Raw genomic sequence first — 17,442 nt, 5'->3', positions numbered from 1 at the left:
CTCCGTTCATCAGAACTTCTCCTCGCCACGGCCGGGGGTGAGGAGGCTATCTCCCTCATCGCCAGCGCGGCTCCGAGCCTCATCCTCCTCTTCCAACCGGAATTCCAGAGCAATCGCTGCGTCTTCGGGGCTGAGGGCGACAGGCGCTCCCGCCTCGCGGGCCTCAGCCTGGACAGCCTCAGTCTCCCAAGCGCTTGCGGCCTTCAGCGCTCTCTGACGCACCTTATCAAGAGGCGATGCGGTAGCGACCTGTCGATGGTGCGCCGCCTCTCGTCTGCACATGGCTGAGCTGTTGGACATGGCGGGCCTACCGGCTTCCGCCCGGCGGAGCATTCCGGACCCACAGAGAAACCCAACGGGCGCGACCAGGTCGTGCAGTGTCAGATGTCGGGGCCTGCTCTGTCACGGCCGCGGACGGCAGTGCAGTGGATCGCGCCCGTTGATCGCGTTCCAGTGCCGCGGCGAGATGCGCCGGATCGATCGGATGATGCTCGACGACTGATCCTCTTTCGACCCGCAGCGTAGTAGCGACCCGATGATAGGCTGTATGGCCGTTGCCCTCCAGCATCTCTTCGTCAGTTTCCACTTCGTAGGAACCTGCTGGCAACGGTTCTGCGAACCCCGGCAGTTGAAATGGCGCTGTGAACGTTGCCGTTTTGCGTGTCGTGCGGATGGTCATGATCGCTTTCCCTCATCGAGAAGAGCGCTGTCTAGGGCAGCAGACACTGAATATCTCCCGGTTGCAGGCGGGAGCACGATGGTCTCTCTGTCACGATATGCCTGCGGCACGATCAGGGTGATGGTCTGTTATATCACAGGCCGCTCCATCACTCGCATCTATTCGTCGGAGCACGGAGGGAAAATGCCGCTGCCCTAGAATCCTATGCCTGAATGCGCACCATCGGCACTGCTGCCGCCCTCCATGCGATCAGCAATTGCCGCTTCTGTGGTGATCAGCAGCCCGGCGACTGACGCGGCATCCTGCAACGCGGTTCGCACAACCTTGGTAGGATCGATGATGCCGGATTGGAAAAGATTTTCATATTGGTCGCTTTGCGCGTTGAAGCCAAGATTCTCGTCTTTCCCATCCAGGAGTCTACCGGCGACCACGCCGCCATCAAAACCTGCATTCTCGGCGATCTGGCGAACTGGCGCCTGCAGCGCCCGGCGGACGATTTCGATGCCACGCCGCTGATTATCATTGACGGGACAGATAGCGTCCAGCGCCTTCGACGCATAAAGCAGGGCGGTGCCGCCGCCCGGCAATATACCCTCTTCGACCGCTGCCCGCGTCGCGTGCAGCGCGTCCTCGACCCGATCCTTCCGCTCCTTGACTTCGAGTTCGGATGCCCCGCCGACTTTTATGACGGCAACGCCCCCGGCCAGCTTAGCGAGCCGCTCCTGCAGCTTTTCCCGGTCATAGTCGCTTGTCGCAGTCTCGATCTGCCGTCGGATCGTTTCAACACGGCCCTGAATGGCGTCGGGCCTGCCGGCCCCGTAGACGATCATGGTCGTGTCCTTCGAGATCGACACACGCTTTGCGGTGCCCAGCATTTCGAGCGTGACATTCTCCAGCTTGACGCCAAGTTCCTCGGTCACAACGTTACTCGCCGTCAAGATCGCAAGATCTTCGAGCATCGCCTTGCTACGATCACCGAAACCCGGCGCCCTTACCGCCGCGACCTTGAGCCCGCCGCGCAACTTGTTGACCACCAACGTCGAGAGCGCATCGCCTTCAACATCCTCGGCGACGATAAGAAGCGATCGGTGCGCCTTTGCTACCGCCTCCAGGACGGGAAGCATCGCCTGCACGTTCCCCATTTTCTTCTCATGGATTAGGATATACGGATCCTCTAACTCGACCGACATCTTCTCGCTGTCAGTGACAAAATAGGGCGACAGATAGCCCCGGTCGAACTGCATGCCTTCGACCACATCCAATGCGAACTCAATCCCGGGGGCCTCCTCGATCGTGATCACGCCCTCCTTGCCCACCTTTTCCATGGCCTCGGCGATCCTGTTTCCGACGACCTCATCGCCATTGGCCGAGACGATGCCCACCTGAGCAATCTCCTGGTTGTTCGCAACGGGCTTGGATCGCGCCTTGAGTTCGGTCACCACGGCGGTGACAGCGAGATCGATGCCGCGCTTGAGATCCATGGGGTCGATGCCGGCGGATACCGCCTTCATACCCTCTCGAACGATCGCCTGCGCGAGTACGGTGGCGGTGGTGGTCCCGTCTCCAGCGTGATCATGCGCTCGGGATGCTACGGCGCGCATCATTTGCGCGCCCATGTTTTCAAACTTATTGGCAAGCTCGATTTCCTTGGCGACGGTCACGCCATCCTTGGTAATCCGGGGCGCTCCGTAGCTTTTATTGATCAGAACGTTGCGGCCCTTGGGGCCAAGTGTAACGCGCACTGCGTCGGCAAGGATGTTGACGCCCCGTGCCATGCCCTCGCGGGCCTGTTGGGAGAATTGTACGTCTTTAGCTGTCATGGCTTAAGCCCGACTTTCCTGTCGCTGGTCCGCGATCATATTGTCGCTTTCACAAGCCGGAGCCAGCGCTACCATCTGCGAGTTGGGACTCCCGAAGCGAGAGCGCCAATTAGCCTCATATGCGCCCTACCAGGGACGCTGACAAGCTTGCCAGCCGAGCAGCACCTCACATGCTCGAGACGCGAATACCGCGACAGCTTTCAGGTTGCGCACCTCGCAGCCTGAATGACCGTAGATGGCGCGTCGCCGCCCGCTGGGTCGCCGGCAGGCGATTGGCCGCCAAAGAAAATGAGATGGCCGACATACCTTCCGTCTTTTCGCCCAGTCGAGGAACTGATCTGGCTCCGGCCAGTCCTGCTATCTGCAATGAAAGGATCGGCAGATGTCAGGGCCCAGGGACCAGGTAGGTGCTACCGAAAAGGGCGCGCTTGCAGAAACGCCGCGCCAGATCCCTTGGGCCGGTTGGAAGCCCATTTTGAAGCGGGCGTGGGTGAACAGCGGGCGGCATAATCTCAGCCTGCTCTCCGCTGGCGTAGCCTTTTACGCTTTCCTCTCCTTTGTTCCTCTTCTCGGTTCACTCGTCATGACCTACGGTCTCGTCGCTGATCCAGCTACGGTCGCCAAGCATATGCGTGCTATCGTGGACCTTGTGCCAGCCGATGCGGCACGACTGATATACGAACAGCTAACGCAGCTCACCACAAGCGCAGCTGAAAAGAAAGGAATCGCCCTTCTTCTGGCACTGGCGGTCTCGATCTACGGCGCGTCCCGTGCCTCAGGGGCAATGATCGGATCATTGAACATCATCTATGAGCAGGAGGACCGTCGATCCTTGATCCGGACGGCTCTGATTGCTGCTGCGCTTGCCGCTGGCGCCGTTATCGTGGGCTTGATCGGCATCGTCGCTGCATCGATGCTCAATTTCGCCCAAGGGCTTGTAGAAGGCCTTGGAACCGTTGGTGCCGTGGCCCTGCAGGCAATCACCTGGACCATAGCCGCCGCGCTGTGCAGCTTAGCGCTCGGAGCGATGTATCGCTTTGCTCCAGACCGAGCGGATGCACGCTGGCAATGGCTTAGTCTGGGCTCCGGCTTGGCAACGCTGCTGTGGCTTCTGACGACGCTCGGCTTTGGCCTCTATGCAAGCTGGCTTGGGGATTACGACGCAACCTATGGTTCGCTTGCCGCTGTCGTAGTCCTTCTCATGTGGCTCTATGTTTCCGCATACGCCATGCTGATTGGGGCTCTAGTCAATGCCGAGGTTGAGCGGCAGACCTCGCGCGACACGACTACTGGGCCGGAAGAGCCGATGGGTGAACGTGGCGCGACAATGGCTGACACCAGCGCCGCGCTGGACCAATAAGCTTTTCGATGGTCATTGAACTTGCCTACAGGGCGCTTGGATCAATGTTGTTCCATTTCGAGTGACAGCCATCGCCTCTCATCCCATGCTGGCGAATTGGTACGCCTGGTACGGAGGGAATGGGCTTGGCCCACGACAGAGCCTCAGAGCGGCGGGATCGTAAAGGCCCAACCCGTGGGATCTTCCGTGAGTCTACGCTGGCTACGATGAGCAAGGGGATCCGCATGTGGAAGATCCGGGCGATGGGTCCCGCAGGCGGATAGAGCCATGCCCGCTAAAAATGACCCGGCCATCCTAAAACGGCCGGGTCAGTAGAAGAATTCTTTTGAAATCCTTCTGGGTCGCACCAATGTTGTGAACTCGTTTTTCTGAAATAGATAGCTTTAAATCTATCCTAGACCTTAAATATCGTTAACCTTTGGAGCTGAAACGACTTTTTTGCTATTCACTTTAATATCATGCTACCAAAAAATTCTTTGGAATTCTTATTACAGAAGAGGCGATCTGTCTTACGATGGCCATATCGAGTTACGCGTTTGCCCTGAACCGGCTATTTCCGACCAGGTGGGAACGTCCATCCGCTCTCTACGTAATGCGGGTAAAACAAGACTCTTCGGGTTCGCTCAATTGTGATAAGGTGAAACATCACCCGGTTCTAGTCGCAAGCATCCCGTGACTGAGAGACTCGAGCGCTCCCGCTTGCTGACCCGGAGTGCATCATGATTATTGATACTAAAAACAAGGCGGGACATGCCGAATGGGCAGATTATGTCATCCGCGCTGCTGCTGGAATAGCCAGTGCCGCATCGATCTTCGGCTATGAGAAAATCGTCGCTGCCGGGATTTGGCTGGCCGAACGCCACGGGCGTTCGCGGGCAAAGGCTGCTGACAATGAGTTGCGCGGTCAGCCTTGGTGGAGCAGGGGAAGGAGAGATGAACTCGCCACTGCTCTCGACGAATGGGAGAACGAGGGCGGTGGCATTTCGAGGTAGGGGAACGAAGAGCCCGCACCGCCGTATGTTCGGTAAAGCGCGAGCTTTTAGTGCAGGCCCTCGCGGCTTTATACTGTGTCGGCCTGTCGCGCTATCGCCAGTTCAATCTCCCTGATGAATTGGTCACCATACTGCTGCGTGGACACATAATCCTGTTCATCCTCCCCCAAGACATGACCTCTGCTGAACGTTTGTTTGAGGCGCATCAGAATGTCGGGCTGCTCTTCTGCGATATGACGGATCAAGGCCCGTAAAATGCGTTCATGGGCCAGTACCCGGCGTTCCAGATCAGTGTTTTCAATATTCATTGCTGAGACATTCCTTTGTTCACGCTTCTGGGAAGCCGTTGGTGATGCGGCTTTCTGCTGAAGCACGTATTTTAAACGGCCTTCTGCTGCCGCGTTTCGTTTGACAGCCATCCCTACTTCTTCAGCTGCCGATCGAAAGGCGCTAAAGCGCCTGCGCCCTCCTTGCGCATCAGACATATTCTCACCTCCGGTTGAGGAGCGCTTCGATTTAAAAGCGAGTTCCAGGAATCGCAGTTTCCTTCTGTGGACTGAACAAGCCAGGGGGCTTGCCCCGCGTCTTTACGGCGCCGCCAGGTCGTCGAAAGCCTTGTTGAGCCTGCCTACTTCGGTTTGAGTAGTCTCTCAGTCACGGCCGCCATGGACGGAGTCGAAGCCGGGATGCGCCAGTATACCACGTCCCACGTGGCGATCCTAAACCCGTTTTCGTGAATGAATGGCATCCCGAATTCGTGGCGTCCCGAGGCAAGCCGATCTGCGGGGTTTGGAATCAGGCTGGTGCGGAGGAGCATGGAACAATGGCTTGGCGATACGTCTAATACTACGAGGCGAGTCGCGGATTGATCGTGAGTGCCAAACTGAGTCGTATGGCGGCTTGATGGTCGGCCGCCCTTCTGCCTTTTGACGCCAGCTTAGGTGCATGCAAGCGAGCCTGGCCTAGTAGCCTTCTTGCCCCTCATTAGGCAATTCCTAAGCCGCTAAGATCGCTCCCAAGTTCAGCTTCTCCGAGACGCTGTGACGTAGCCACGAAGAGATGTCGCAGGAAAGGCCGCAGTTTGGCCGGAACGGAATGGTCGCTACTGGGATAAAGCGCCTGCCAGACTGGATAACGCGCTAAGATAGGCTAAGGTCGTGCTTGATGACAAACTTCGTCGAACAATCCGAGCTCGTAACCCAGTCCGAAGTACCCCAACCTCCGGCGCGTGACAGTCTTGAACGGCGGGTCTTTCGGGCGACAGCCGTCGTGATCCTAACGCTCGCTGCGGCCTACGTGCTGTGGATGCTCGTGGACCTGCTGTTGCTCCTATTCGCTTGCACCCTGGTCTCGCTGATCCTGCTGACCGGAACCAATGCCCTGCGCGGGAGGGTCCGGATGCCACTCAGCATGGCCTTGGCAGTCACAGTCATCCTGTTCATCGCAGTGATCGGTGGGGCCTTCGCGTTCTTCGGCGCCACGATGCAGGCGGAGTTCGGCGAGCTTGCCCAGCGGCTGCCGACCGCATGGGTAGGCCTGCAAGGCCGTATTGCGGCCTTGCCCATCGGCGCGGCCATCTTAGAGCGAGCGCAAGGATTGGCGCCCAGCAGCGAGGCCATAGTCAGCGCGGCGAGGACAGCTCTAGCGGCGGTTGGCGGAGCCCTGTCGTTGCTGCTGATCGTTCTCGTGGGCGGCGTGTACCTTGCGGCTCAGCCGACGCTTTACTCCACCGGCCTGCTTCGGCTCATCCCGCTCAGTGCAAGAAGTCAGTCGGCCGAAACGCTCGACGCGATCTCGATCTCGCTGAAAAACTGGTTGAAGGGACAGGCCCTAGGCATGCTGTTCGTCGGCGTTGCGACGGGCTTGGCGCTGTGGCTGGTTGGCGTGCCGGCCGCCTGGGCGATAGGCCTAGTGGCGGGTCTGGCCGAGTTTGTGCCCTACCTTGGCGTTCTAATCGCAGGGGTTCCCGCCGTGGTGCTGGGGTTCGGACAGGGAACCGCGACCGGGCTGTGGACGCTGGGCCTGCTGCTGGCTGTCCAGCAGGTACAAGGCAGCCTGATCATGCCGCTCGTCCAGAACAAGATGGTGGACCTGCCACCAGCGATCACGATTTTCGGGATCATTGCGGCCGGCATTCTCTTTGGAGTCGCCGGGGTTCTGCTGGCTACGCCGCTGACCATCGTGGTGCTCGTAATCGTGCGCCGCCTTTACCTCCACGAGGACAAGGAGGAGGTCCTCGCGAGCGCAGACGCGGCGGAGGACAGAACCGCGTGATCTTGTACTTGCAAGCGGCTTGTCGGACATGGCGGCTTTTCGATCGCCAAACCGACTGCCTGACTTGAACAAGTAGCTTGTGCTGAGAGCCGAAACGAGCAGTTGGACCGCGAGAAGTGGCGCGATGCCGATGGTCCGCTTCGTCGATGCGATCGATTGCTTCCGGCGGAACCGGACGTTTATCGGATCAGGCGCGAACGGCTGAGTCCGGTCGCATGCCGTCGAAGGGCGAGCAAAGATATGCTCCCCCTTTCATAAGCCTATGGCTTCGCGGCGACGGGCAGGCGGAATGGCGCGCCCAGTCGATTGAACGCGTTCATCGCCGCGATAACTAGCGTGAGATCGACCAAGTCCTTCTCAGCAAAGGCGGCGGCAGCGGCCGCATATGCTTCGTCCGAAGCATGGGTCGTGCTGATGTTGGTCACTTCCTCAGCCCAGGCCAGCGCTGCTCGATACTGGTCAGAAAACAGATGCGGCACCTCGGCCCAGACGGGGACCAGCACGACTTTGTCGATCGCCATGGTTTTGAGCAGGTCACGGGTGTGCATATCGATGCAATGGGCGCAGCCATTGATTTGCGACACACGTAGGAAGACGAGATGGATCAGCTCTTCAGGAAGATCCGTCTTCTGGGTTACATAATGATGGACCCCGAACAGGGCCTTGGCGCCCACGGGGGCGATTTCCGACCAGTTCAAACGCTTCGTATCGGTCATGCTGCTTTCCTCGTCACTGGCACCGATCATCGGCGCTCGCTGACTTGACGAGGGAAGCCTGTGCATCGTGACATCATGGCGCAGATATTTTTTGATCCTGCTGTCGTCATGTCACACCGGTGGCGGCCATCTCGTCATGCAGGCAGACACTTGCATCGGAGAATGGACATGAAGATCGTTATCATCGGTGGCACCGGGCTGATCGGCCGGCCGCTCGTCGGTCTGCTGCGGGCCGAGGGCCATGAGGTCGTCGTCGCCTCACCTAGCACAGGCATCGATGCGCTGACCGGCGCCGGCCTGGCGCAAGCGCTGACGGATGCCGCCGTCATGGTCGACGTCAGCAATGCCCCCTCGTTCGAGGACGCGGCCGCTCTCGCTTTCTTCCGCGGCACGACAACCAACTTGCTGGAAGCAGCACGCAACGCGGGATTGCGCCACGTCGTCGCACTTTCGGTGGTGGGGACCGATCGTCTTCAGGCATCGGGTTATTTTCGCGCTAAGCTGGTTCAGGAGCAACTGATCACGGCCGGCGGCATACCCTACACGATCGTGCGCGCCACGCAGTTCTTCGAGTTCCTATCAACCATCGCGGATGCCTACACGAGGGACAGCGCCGTGTATTTGCCACAGATTGCGCTCCAACCGGTCGCCGCAGCTGATGTCTCGGCCCTGCTTGCCGAGATCGCCACAGCTGCCCCGATCGGCGGCATCATCGAAGTGGCAGGACCCGAGCGCGCACCCCTGGCCGAGTTCACCGCCAGTTGGCTAGGCGCACGGGACGATCCACGCCGGATCAACGTCACCGCCGAACGTGACTATTTTGGCGCCCCCGCCAACGACTGCTCGCTTGTCCCGGATGAAAATTCACGGATCGCGCCCACGCGTTTCGATGAGTGGCTTGCCGCTCGCGCGGCGGAAAGCGCAGCATGAGCCGGAACCTTCCGCTCGCACTGGCCGCAGTGCTCGGTCTCGGGGCCGCCGCCAATGGCCTCTTCATGCTGATCTCACCTGGGAAATGGTACTTCGCGGTACCGGGCGTCACCACGACCGGTCCATTCAACCAGCATTTCGTGCGCGACATCGGGTTGATCTTCCTGCTCGTCGCAACCGCGATGCTCGCAGGTGTTGCTCGGCCGGCGTCGCGCGTCCCTCTGTGGTCTACCGCTGCCATCTCGCTTGCCGGCCATGCACTGTTCCATTTCTGGGAGGTGGCGGTCGGCATCTGTGGGACAGGTGCACTGGCTCAGGATTTTCCTGCGGTGACCTTACCAGCTATAGCGACGACCGCTCTGGCCCTCTGGGCCTGGCGCGATAACCAAGCATTGTCGGAGTGGGAAACTCTTGCTGCACAGTGATGAACGTCTCGCGGATTTTGAGGCTGAGCGGCCCCGACTGCTTCGCCTTGGCTATCGGATGCTTGGCTCTCTCAGCGAGGCGGAAGATATCCTGCAAGAAGCGTGGCTGCGTTGGGCGGCAACGGTGCAGAGCGTTGACACGCCGGCAGCCTATCTGACCCGCATCGTCACTCGGCTTTGCCTCGATCAGCTCAAGTCCGCCCGGGTGCGCCGGGAGACCTATGTCGGTGCCTGGCTGCCTGAACCGTTGATGGGTACTATTGAGGAAGAAGAGACGATCGCCGACGACGTGACGCTCACACTGATGCTTGCAATGGAGCGTTTGTCCCCGCTGGAGCGTGCCGCCTTCCTGCTCCACGACGTTTTCGACATGGCGCTCACCGATGTCGCGAGGACATTGGGACGCGAGCCCGCCGCCGTCCGGCAGCTTGCCTCACGCGCACGCAGGCACGTACAGCATGCGCGACCGCGTTTCACCGTGGAGGCAACTGAGGCCGATCGGATCGCGCGCGCCTTCTTCGCTGCCGCCCGCGATGGTGACGCTACCGCGCTGTCTGCGATACTGGCGCGCGATGTCGAAATACATTCCGATGGCGGCGGTAAGGTTATAGCCTTCCGCAATGTGGTGCGCGGGATCGAGCGAGCGCTTCGCTTGTTCGCCGGGCTGCGTCGCAAGTACACGTCAGCACCGACGCTACTGCGCACCGCGACGATTAACGGCCTGCCCGGTTACGTCAGCATTGATCGTGGCGACGTGCTCCAGACGACCGCGCTCGACGTGCGCGATGGGCGCATCGCGGCAATCTATATAGTTCGTAACCCGGACAAGCTTCGTCATCTGGCGGCAGCTTTCGGCACAGACCGTCATCCGCAGCACGGCCCTGAAGGTCGTGAGTTGGTCGCGAGCCGACGCCACGCGAACGGCAGCTATCCCCATATCGACGCTGCAATCCGGACATTCGCCTACCGGCCATAAGACGCCTTCCAAAATGCATAAAATCGCTTCTCGATGTACGGGTAGGGAAGGGGCGATGGCCCCCTCTAGTCTTAAAGAAAATCGCTGTGTGAGTCACAATTTGGTAAACAAACTCCAACGATATCAAGGTATTAGAACAATTTTGGGGGCAGTCTTGGGGGCATTGTCCAGGCGTGATTTAGAAAAATTTAATAGAAACAAAAGGTTAGGATAGGTATTTGGGTCCCGTAAGCGGCACCATTACCTTGCCAAAGCTACTTAAGAGCGGTTCAAACGCTACTTAATGCGCCATTTTGGCAAGAAGAAGCCCGGTCGGGGTACCCCCCGCCGGGCCGTGATCCAGCAATCCCCAGCAGTTAGGTTCGCGAGAGCGCCTTCAGCGCCGACGTGCGCAACCATCCGAAGTCGTCGCTCCGCGGGCAACCTTCACTCTCGAGCAGTGCTTCCAGCTTCGCCCCGTTCATGTCCACCCGCGCGCTCATCTCGGTGAGCGTGATCCGGTCACCGGCGAAACGCAGCACGTCGCCCCAATCCATTAGCCATTCGTCATCCGCTCCAGCAAATCGCTTGAGGAGGTGGGCGTGCTTGGCCGGCAGGTTGAGGATCTCCAGTGCATCGCGTTGCGAACAGCGGGGTGCGATTACGCCCGGCTGGGTGTGACGCAGGTCCAGATTGCGCAGCGCGCGCGCGTCCGCTGCCGAGATGCAGATCCTGTTGATCGACCCGCCGGTCATGCTGAACGCGATGCGATCGGTTGCCGAGGCATCTGTTAGCATGCGAGAGAAGATCACGCCCCAAGGCTTGAGCCCTCCCCCAATGGCGCGTGCGGCGCGGTGCAGCGGAATCGGATTATCGATGGCGTCGGAGGGGACCTGAGCCGCCTGGAGGGCGGCCACGAACTCGGCCAGCTCGCGTTTATGGAGCTGATGGGCGTCAAAGAGTGAGATCACGAACGGATGCTTTTCGATCGTGAGGAGGCCGGCATCGGCGAGCTGGGGAACCGCATACCGGGGGAGATGGAGCGCGGAGGAGAGGGCCTCGGCGCTTTTGCGGTTGTCGCGGAAGTCACGAAGCCAGACGACCTCGGCCCGGTCGAGGGCGGGGAACACGCGGTTGGCGCGGAAGCATATGCGGGTCTTCAGACGGCCGGCGCGGCGCTCTTCGGCGAGGGTGCCGAGCGGCCACCCGGAGAGGTCAACGGCATCCATCATCGCGATCTGGTCGTCGGGCGTGGTGCCTGCAGCGGTGGCGATGGGCGCCAGCACGCGGTTGATCTCCTCGCGGACGATGGTTGGCAGCACCTCGCTGTCGAGCGCAGGGATGTAGTCGGCGATGCCGGTGTAGCGGACGTTGCGCCGTGAAAGGGAGCGGTCGACGACGGCAGCCTCCAGCGCCGGAACCAGGGAATGCGGCCAGCCGCGGACGAGATCGGCGGTCTGGGAGAGCGCCTGGGTGTAACACAGCAGGTCGTCGTCGGGAGGCTGATGCCCTCGACGGGGGATGTAGGACGTCGCGGTGAGGTTAGTCAGAGCGAGCGCAAGTTCGAAGACCATGCCACCGTCCCATTCGTGCAGCGCGCCAGGAAGGTGGGCGCGTGCCGCATGGCGGGCATCTTCGGCTGGATCGATCAGGCCGATGAGGAAGGCCAGTCCGTCGCGAAAAGACGGATCGACCGTGTCGGCGGGCACGTGCGCGAGCGGCCGACAGCACCGGTCGCAGCGGTCAAGATGGTAGGCCGCGCGCCAGCTCTGGACGGCTCCGCACCGGCAGGCGTTGACGAGGTACTCCCACGTCCCTGTGTCGCAGGGCACCATCTTGTGCGACCAGGTCGCGCGGATATGGGGGCTGGCGGCGACGGCGTTAGGTGCGAAGCGGCGACGGCGGAAGACCAGCTCGTCCGCCCGGACGGTGACGCCAAAACTTTGGACAAAGCCCTCGACGTCGGAGGGCGCGTGCCGCCGCTCGGTGACTTCTTCGACGGGCTGTCGCAGGATGCTGGCAAGCAGAGCTTCGTCCAGCTTGGCGGCGATGGCGGCAGTGGGGTTCTGGGCGTGTGGGGCCCCGACCTGCTCCAAGATGACATGGGACGATGGCAAGACGTTCCTGGCCACCACGCGGGTGACCAAGCTCATCAAGGTTTCGCCCGGGATCGGTTCGATCCCGAATAGGACGGGGCCGGGCACGATTACTTCGCCTCGCCGGTGCGACGCAGGCGCAGGGGGTTGTGGTCGATGGTGCCGTCCGCAAGGCACCAGGCGTCGATCGCCTCGACGAGGCGGTCGTAGCTGAGGTGCGACTCGCCTGCGAGCAGTGCCGGTTCGAGGGCGGAAAGCACGATGTTATGGAATTCGCCGATAAGACCGTTGCTGGCCTCGCACAGGTCCTTCGCGAGCGTCGGATCGTCTAGGCCGGACTTCTCTTCGAGGATGCCGCGCGAGGCCATGCCAGCGTCGATGCGCTTCATGAACTCGATCCAGACGGGCAGATCGTTGTCCTCGTCCGTGAAGTCGTAGGGGCGCAGGATGTCTTGAGGCGCGCAGCGGTTCTTGAGCTCACGATTGTTGGCGAACAGCGACTGCGCCTCGTCTGTCCCCATCAGGACGATTGGAGCCCAGCCAAGGGTGAGGATGTTCTTGATGGTGTTGGCGGCGTCGGCTGCGAGGTGCTTCTGGCGGAAGTGGTTAAGCTCGTCGATGATGAGCAGCTCCACTCCGAACTCCTCGATGCAGAGCTTGACCCGCTCGAGGAGGAGGTCGGCCTCGCCGCGGCCGGCGTATCCGTCCCCGAACGCGGAGAGGATCGAGGTGGCGAGGCTCTTCGGCGTTCCGGTGGTGGAGAGGGTGACGTGGAGGACCGGCTTCTTGGACGGATCGCGACCGGGCTGGTTCTCCACGGACTTCTTAAGCAGCTTCGCGCAGGTGCTCTTCCCGGCACCTGAGGGCTGGAGGAACCGGTAGGCGCGGCGCTGCACGCTGCTGGCCTGATGGAGGCCCATGTGGCGGAGCGTGTCCATCTTGCGCATGGTGGCGATCTGGGCCGGGGTCGGGAAGACCATGTCTTCGAAAATGGCGAGCTTGGCGCCGACCTCCTCGGCGAGGTCCGACTGCTTCGGGGGCGTCGACGGCTGGAGAGGAGCCGCCGGATAGGAAACCACCAGCGCAGACGCGGCGCCTTCGATGGGAGCGGGCGCCTCAGGGTCGTAGAGGGCGTGGGCATTGAAAGACGGAAGCGGCTCGGCGGTGCGACGCGCATTATCGAGGCGGCGCGGAGCGGTGGTGCGCTTGTGGCGCGGGGCCGCCTTGCGGGCCTTGGGCAAATTCTCGGCCTCGTCCTTTTCCGGCTTGGGGGCGGGGTTCGTCATGGGCAGTCTCCTTCGGTGGTAAAACTGGGTGGTGTTGGGCGGACTGGGATCAGGAGCCGTAGCTGCTGTCGTCCCAGGAGGGGTCGCTCCGGCGGGCGCCGTAGGCGGCGTCCCTACGATTCTGCTCGGCGACGGTCAGTTCGGGCGCCGGCGTGCTGTGCGGCGCGTCGCGTCTGTCGCGGGAGTTGACGCTGCCCCTGCCGCCCTTGCCGCCACGCCTGGCGTCGCCGCCCTTTGCCCCGCCGGCAGCGCTGCGCGGCATGCGGCGCTTCGCGTCGCGGCGCGTGGAGGTGCGGACATCGTGCTCGACCACGGTCTCCATTCCGGTTGGCGACGACTTGATGCGCAGAAGCTCTGCGGTGTCGCCCAGATAGGTCTGAGCCTCCTGGGTGTCGTTGAGGCGCGCGGCGGCCCGTCGGTCGGCTAAGTCGGCTTCGGGCACATGGCGGGCGACCATCTTCGCATACTCCTCGCGGACGTGGAGCATCTCGTTGTCCTCCTCGAAGGCGAGGCCCTGCGCCTTGGCGTAGGCCTTGACCCGTTCATGGAGCCAGAGCGGCAGGTTCTCGGAATAGCGGGGCGTCGTGCACGGGACCGCGACGTATTCCTCGGTGAGCTCGTCGAAGATCCACGCCTGGCTGAGGTCGTTGGGATCGTATTTGACCTTCACCTCGTCAAACGTGCGCTTCTTGGTTTGCGCGACTGTGCCGCGCGCGAGGGCGAAGTGGTGGAGGAAGTCTTCGTTCGACTGCGGAAAGCGGTCGTTGGTCCCATTGGTGCCGTAGCGCAGGCCCTCCTTGATCCGGAAGCCATCACCGCGGAACTGGACCTCGTCGTAGCGGCCGACGGCGCGCTGGAAGTGGTCGGGATCGCGGACCCAGTCCCGGCCGTGCTCAGTCACCTGCTCGATCCAAACATCGAGCGGGGGACGGTCGGTGAGCCCGGAGTGGCCGTGGGTGTGGTAGTACGCCACCACCTCGGCGAAGACTTCGCGGAACTTCGCGATGGTGACGACCGCGACCTCGGCAGGATTGTAAGGCGAAGCTGGGTCCGAACAACGCGCATCTGCTCGACCATGTCGACTTCGTATTCATCGCCATCGACGTCGGCGTCTCGCGCCGGATCATCGTCGAGCAGCTCGAACGGCGGGGACTGCCATTCATCGACACGGGCATCGGTCTGGAGGCGACCGACGCGGGCCTGACGGGCGCCGTCCGCGTGACCACCAGCACGCGGGACATGCGCGAGCACGTTCGCGATGCCGCCCGAATCCCGATGGCGGTCGCCGGCGAGCACATCTACGGCTCCACCGCGCAGGTGAGCGACATGAACATGCTGGCGGCCGCGCTCGCCGTGATCCGCTTCAAGAAGCACTTCGGCTTCTATCTCGATCTGGAGCGGGAGCATCATTCGGTCTTCCAGATGGACGGGGCGCATCTGATCAACGAAGACAGGCCGGAGGAAAGCCATGAAGGATGAGGCCGCACGCAGGACCGCGATAGATGAATCGACCAGGCTGGAGCTGGCCACGCTCGCGCTGGAGGTGGGCGCGCGCCGGGTCCAGATCTACCGTAGCCATCTGGCCCGCTCGATCCGGCTCGCGTCGCCGCTGCTGATCGACGCCTGCACGTCGCAGGAGCTGGACGAGGCGGCATGGCGGGTGAAGCCCAGTGCCGACTGGCCGCACGGACCGGACGGCCGGATCGCGGTGCGCGGCTGGTCCGCCAGCGGCCGCTGCCACGATCGTCAGCGGGTGAGCGCGGTCAACCGCATGACCGGCGAGCGGTTCGAGGTGATGGACAAGCTGGTCCTTCGGATGGGCGCCAACACCGCCCACATGGTCCTCAGCGTCGGCTCGCTCGCGATAATTACGAGACGTCGCGGCGGTATTCTCTCGCTGCCCTGCGTGCTCGGCGACGCCGAACGGGCCGCCCTCGTCGGGGCGATGCTCGATCGAGCCGTCGAGCATCCGATCCTCGTCGGGCGCCCTTATCCGATCGTGGAGGTGGCGCCGCCGCGCTCTGCCCGCATGACCCTGATCAGGTTCGAAGCGGCGCCGGCCGAGTGGCGGGTTCCCTGGGCGCGGCCGTGGGAGGTGCCGTACTGACCGCGGTCATCTCACCACCAGCCCATGCGCCGGCTCAGCTGGTCGAACGCATTCAGGCATCCGGCCCAATGCTCGGCTGATCCGCGGCAGAAGCCGACGGCAAGGATCTGCGGCTGGACGTCGGGCGCCTGTAGCCTTTCCACGATGGCGGCGCGGGCGTCGACGTTCCAGCCTGTCTGACCACATGGCATCCAGATGGGATCGTTCAGTTTGGAGAGGTATTCCGCGTCGGATCCGGTCAGATTGGCGAAGCCGCCGAGCACCTCAAGCGTATGGAAGTTGTCGACTGCCTCGCCGCCGATCAGCCCGAAGTCGCGCGACCACGGCACGATCGCATCTATCATGTGGTCCGCCCACGCCGTTTTGCGCCGGTCCAGACCAGGCCATCGCTTCCACCAGTCCAACTCGACGCCGTCCCAGTACGAAAGGAAGATCGAATTTATGGCCAGCGAAGTTTGCCGGTGTCGCCGGGTCAACGGCATCGTGAACCACCTGAACAGGTCCTTCCAGCGCTCCGCCTTTGTCATGCCAAGGGCGTAGGTATGATAGAGCAGGTAGGCAGGATAGTTCGCAACACCGATGAGGGCCTGATTGCCGTTATCGGGCTGGCTCCCGACGATCGCCTTCACGGCAGATCGCATATGGTCGAACTCGCTCCCATCGCCCCACCGACCTGCGATACCGCCCATCCGGGCGAGCGGCTCGGCGACGGCTTCAAGCGCCTGCCATCTCTCTATGAGCACGTCGTTCGTCACGCTGGGGTGCTGGACCGGAAACTCCTCACTCTTGATCCGCCTGATCACTCGCTCTGCCTCGTTCGCGATCATGTCGCCGAGTTCGATCCTCCGTTCGGGGGAAGCAAGGTTCCGCTTCGTTGCGGCGATCAGCATCTCGATCGTCTCCGGCGCCGGCCGCCGGGCCTTCTCCAGAACCTCGACCCCATCGGCCAGCTGGACGAAGAAGCTGTCGGCGTCAGTGACCGGGATGACGGTGGCGGCGCGCGCGGATATTAGATCGTCGGCGGCGGTGGACGGCTCGCCCCGTGATGCCCACCATGTCGGGTAGCGCCGGTTGGGAGCACGCGTTAGCGCCGACCGTAGCGCCGGATCCCAATCGCCGGACCAGCCCGACACGATCAATCCATATTCGTCGAGGATGCGATCGAGCAGTGCATTATATTCGCCGGGGTAGGCGGCCAGTTCGTCCTCGGTATTGAGGATGCGATTGTCCAGATAGTCGCCGTGGATCTTGAGCAGATAGCAGCGGCTGTGGGGAAGCGGGCTAGCGCCGGCGAGATCGTCCACCGATTTGATGACGATCGGCTCGACGCCCACCATGCTCAGCGCCGTCTCCATTAATCGGTCGAAGTTCGTCGTGACCACGACCTTTATGAAGCCAGACTGCACCATACGGGCAATCGCATGATGCGCCAGTGTCGGGATGCGTCGCCCAGCATCCAGGTCGTCCTGCGACGGCTCGATGTAATGGTGCAGGATCGACCGGCGCTCCGTTGGCGTGACCGACAGCGCGTCGAGCAGCGAGGAATAGCCGGGCTCGCCCCCGAACTTCTCGATGTGCCATGCGGCCCAGTCGGACACATCCGTCACACCCTCTGCCGCGGCGACCCGCCGGACCAGATCGAGCGTGATGTCCCACCCCGTCGGTATCTCCGCCGCGCGGGAAATGCCTGACCCCAAGAGAAGCGCATAGACGCCAGGGTTCTCTACGACGGAAAATGCAAGGCGGGTATTCGGGTCGATCAACGGCTGTCTCCAGGGAGGGGGCATCGTTGTATCGGGCCC

Annotated in this window: 16 protein-coding genes; 8 read left to right on the top strand and 8 right to left on the bottom strand. The window is 62.0% G+C overall.

The features are described 5' to 3' along the window. Positions 1–9: 9 nt before the first annotated feature. Both IZV00_RS09445 and groL read right to left on the bottom strand, forming a co-directional pair. Positions 10–300, bottom strand: coding sequence for a hypothetical protein (locus IZV00_RS09445; protein ID WP_196224417.1), 291 nt, complete (start codon positions 298–300; stop codon positions 10–12). 573 nt (positions 301–873) lie between these two features. Continuing rightward, entirely contained in the window at positions 874–2,499 is a 1,626-nt protein-coding gene (gene groL / locus IZV00_RS09440; RefSeq protein WP_196224416.1) for a chaperonin GroEL, read from the bottom strand. Between the two features lie 382 nt (positions 2,500–2,881). On the opposite strand from groL, the gene IZV00_RS09435 reads away from it, so the two are divergent. Together IZV00_RS09435 and IZV00_RS09430 are read left to right on the top strand one after the other, a co-directional pair. After that, on the top strand, positions 2,882–3,859 hold the full coding sequence (locus IZV00_RS09435) for a YihY/virulence factor BrkB family protein (RefSeq protein WP_230463165.1): 978 nt from the start codon (positions 2,882–2,884) through the stop codon (positions 3,857–3,859). Positions 3,860–4,578: 719 nt separating this feature from the next. Further along, positions 4,579–4,851 (top strand): hypothetical protein, encoded by a 273-nt coding sequence (locus tag IZV00_RS09430; protein ID WP_097093049.1) that lies wholly within the window; start codon positions 4,579–4,581, stop codon positions 4,849–4,851. A gap of 68 nt (positions 4,852–4,919) precedes the next feature. On the opposite strand, the gene IZV00_RS09425 is transcribed toward IZV00_RS09430, so the two are convergent. After that, on the bottom strand, positions 4,920–5,336 hold the full coding sequence (locus tag IZV00_RS09425) for a hypothetical protein (protein ID WP_141397866.1): 417 nt from the start codon (positions 5,334–5,336) through the stop codon (positions 4,920–4,922). 679 nt (positions 5,337–6,015) lie between these two features. Here IZV00_RS09425 and IZV00_RS09420 point away from each other — a divergent pair. Further along, entirely contained in the window at positions 6,016–7,125 is a 1,110-nt protein-coding gene (locus tag IZV00_RS09420) for an AI-2E family transporter (protein ID WP_097093052.1), read from the top strand. 260 nt (positions 7,126–7,385) lie between these two features. Here IZV00_RS09420 and IZV00_RS09415 read toward each other — a convergent pair whose 3' ends face one another. After that, positions 7,386–7,841 (bottom strand): carboxymuconolactone decarboxylase family protein, encoded by a 456-nt coding sequence (locus IZV00_RS09415; protein WP_196224415.1) that lies wholly within the window; start codon positions 7,839–7,841, stop codon positions 7,386–7,388. 168 nt (positions 7,842–8,009) lie between these two features. Here IZV00_RS09415 and IZV00_RS09410 point away from each other — a divergent pair, with 168 nt between their 5' ends. From IZV00_RS09410 to IZV00_RS09400, 3 genes are read left to right on the top strand one after another with little or no spacing between them, the layout of a single operon-like run. Next, a complete protein-coding gene (locus IZV00_RS09410) occupies positions 8,010–8,771 on the top strand; it encodes an SDR family oxidoreductase (protein ID WP_196224414.1) in 762 nt (253 codons plus the stop codon). Further along, positions 8,768–9,196: a hypothetical protein gene (locus IZV00_RS09405; RefSeq protein WP_196224413.1), complete on the top strand. Its 429-nt coding sequence runs from the start codon at positions 8,768–8,770 to the stop codon at positions 9,194–9,196. The genes IZV00_RS09410 and IZV00_RS09405 overlap by 4 nt, the downstream gene beginning before the upstream one ends. Further along, positions 9,183–10,172, top strand: coding sequence for a sigma-70 family RNA polymerase sigma factor (locus IZV00_RS09400; RefSeq protein WP_196224412.1), 990 nt, complete (start codon positions 9,183–9,185; stop codon positions 10,170–10,172). Before IZV00_RS09405 ends, IZV00_RS09400 begins: the two co-directional genes overlap by 14 nt. A gap of 356 nt (positions 10,173–10,528) precedes the next feature. Here the strand turns inward: IZV00_RS09400 and IZV00_RS09395 are convergent, their stop codons facing one another. From IZV00_RS09395 to IZV00_RS09385, 3 genes are read right to left on the bottom strand one after another with little or no spacing between them, the layout of a single operon-like run. Further along, positions 10,529–12,304 (bottom strand): hypothetical protein, encoded by a 1,776-nt coding sequence (locus IZV00_RS09395; protein ID WP_196224411.1) that lies wholly within the window; start codon positions 12,302–12,304, stop codon positions 10,529–10,531. Between the two features lie 53 nt (positions 12,305–12,357). Beyond that, complete coding sequence (locus IZV00_RS09390; RefSeq protein WP_196224410.1) at positions 12,358–13,533, bottom strand: ATP-binding protein; 1,176 nt, start codon at positions 13,531–13,533, stop codon at positions 12,358–12,360. Positions 13,534–13,582: 49 nt separating this feature from the next. Continuing rightward, positions 13,583–14,506 (bottom strand): Mu transposase C-terminal domain-containing protein, encoded by a 924-nt coding sequence (locus IZV00_RS09385; RefSeq protein ID WP_196224409.1) that lies wholly within the window; start codon positions 14,504–14,506, stop codon positions 13,583–13,585. Positions 14,507–14,751: 245 nt separating this feature from the next. Between IZV00_RS09385 and IZV00_RS09380 the strand changes: the two genes are divergently transcribed. Together IZV00_RS09380 and IZV00_RS09375 are read left to right on the top strand one after the other, a co-directional pair. Continuing rightward, complete coding sequence (locus IZV00_RS09380) at positions 14,752–15,012, top strand: hypothetical protein (RefSeq protein ID WP_196224408.1); 261 nt, start codon at positions 14,752–14,754, stop codon at positions 15,010–15,012. Beyond that, positions 15,002–15,640, top strand: coding sequence for a hypothetical protein (locus IZV00_RS09375; RefSeq protein ID WP_196224407.1), 639 nt, complete (start codon positions 15,002–15,004; stop codon positions 15,638–15,640). The genes IZV00_RS09380 and IZV00_RS09375 overlap by 11 nt, the downstream gene beginning before the upstream one ends. A gap of 11 nt (positions 15,641–15,651) precedes the next feature. Here IZV00_RS09375 and IZV00_RS09370 read toward each other — a convergent pair whose 3' ends face one another. After that, positions 15,652–17,403: an SIR2 family protein gene (locus tag IZV00_RS09370; protein WP_196224406.1), complete on the bottom strand. Its 1,752-nt coding sequence runs from the start codon at positions 17,401–17,403 to the stop codon at positions 15,652–15,654. Positions 17,404–17,442 lie beyond the last annotated feature (39 nt).

This window comes from Sphingobium sp. Cam5-1, assembly GCF_015693305.1.
GTDB lineage: Bacteria > Pseudomonadota > Alphaproteobacteria > Sphingomonadales > Sphingomonadaceae > Sphingobium.
The sequence above is the reverse complement of the archived record's forward strand: the minus strand, read 5'-3'. Positions and strand labels throughout refer to the sequence as shown.

What these genes read in the sequence shown, in the direction of transcription:
- IZV00_RS09435 (WP_230463165.1), top strand. Translation starts at nt 2,882, where the DNA reads ATGTCAGGGCCCAGGGACCAGGTAGGTGCTACCGAAAAGGGCGCGCTT.
- IZV00_RS09420 (WP_097093052.1), top strand. Translation starts at nt 6,016, where the DNA reads ATGACAAACTTCGTCGAACAATCCGAGCTCGTAACCCAGTCCGAAGTA.
- IZV00_RS09395 (WP_196224411.1), bottom strand. Translation starts at nt 12,304, where the DNA reads ATGAGCTTGGTCACCCGCGTGGTGGCCAGGAACGTCTTGCCATCGTCC.
- IZV00_RS09405 (WP_196224413.1), top strand. Translation starts at nt 8,768, where the DNA reads ATGAGCCGGAACCTTCCGCTCGCACTGGCCGCAGTGCTCGGTCTCGGG.
- IZV00_RS09390 (WP_196224410.1), bottom strand. Translation starts at nt 13,533, where the DNA reads ATGACGAACCCCGCCCCCAAGCCGGAAAAGGACGAGGCCGAGAATTTG.
- IZV00_RS09375 (WP_196224407.1), top strand. Translation starts at nt 15,002, where the DNA reads ATGAAGGATGAGGCCGCACGCAGGACCGCGATAGATGAATCGACCAGG.
- IZV00_RS09430 (WP_097093049.1), top strand. Translation starts at nt 4,579, where the DNA reads ATGATTATTGATACTAAAAACAAGGCGGGACATGCCGAATGGGCAGAT.
- IZV00_RS09410 (WP_196224414.1), top strand. Translation starts at nt 8,010, where the DNA reads ATGAAGATCGTTATCATCGGTGGCACCGGGCTGATCGGCCGGCCGCTC.
- IZV00_RS09415 (WP_196224415.1), bottom strand. Translation starts at nt 7,841, where the DNA reads ATGACCGATACGAAGCGTTTGAACTGGTCGGAAATCGCCCCCGTGGGC.
- IZV00_RS09425 (WP_141397866.1), bottom strand. Translation starts at nt 5,336, where the DNA reads ATGTCTGATGCGCAAGGAGGGCGCAGGCGCTTTAGCGCCTTTCGATCG.
- groL (WP_196224416.1), bottom strand. Translation starts at nt 2,499, where the DNA reads ATGACAGCTAAAGACGTACAATTCTCCCAACAGGCCCGCGAGGGCATG.
- IZV00_RS09445 (WP_196224417.1), bottom strand. Translation starts at nt 300, where the DNA reads ATGTCCAACAGCTCAGCCATGTGCAGACGAGAGGCGGCGCACCATCGA.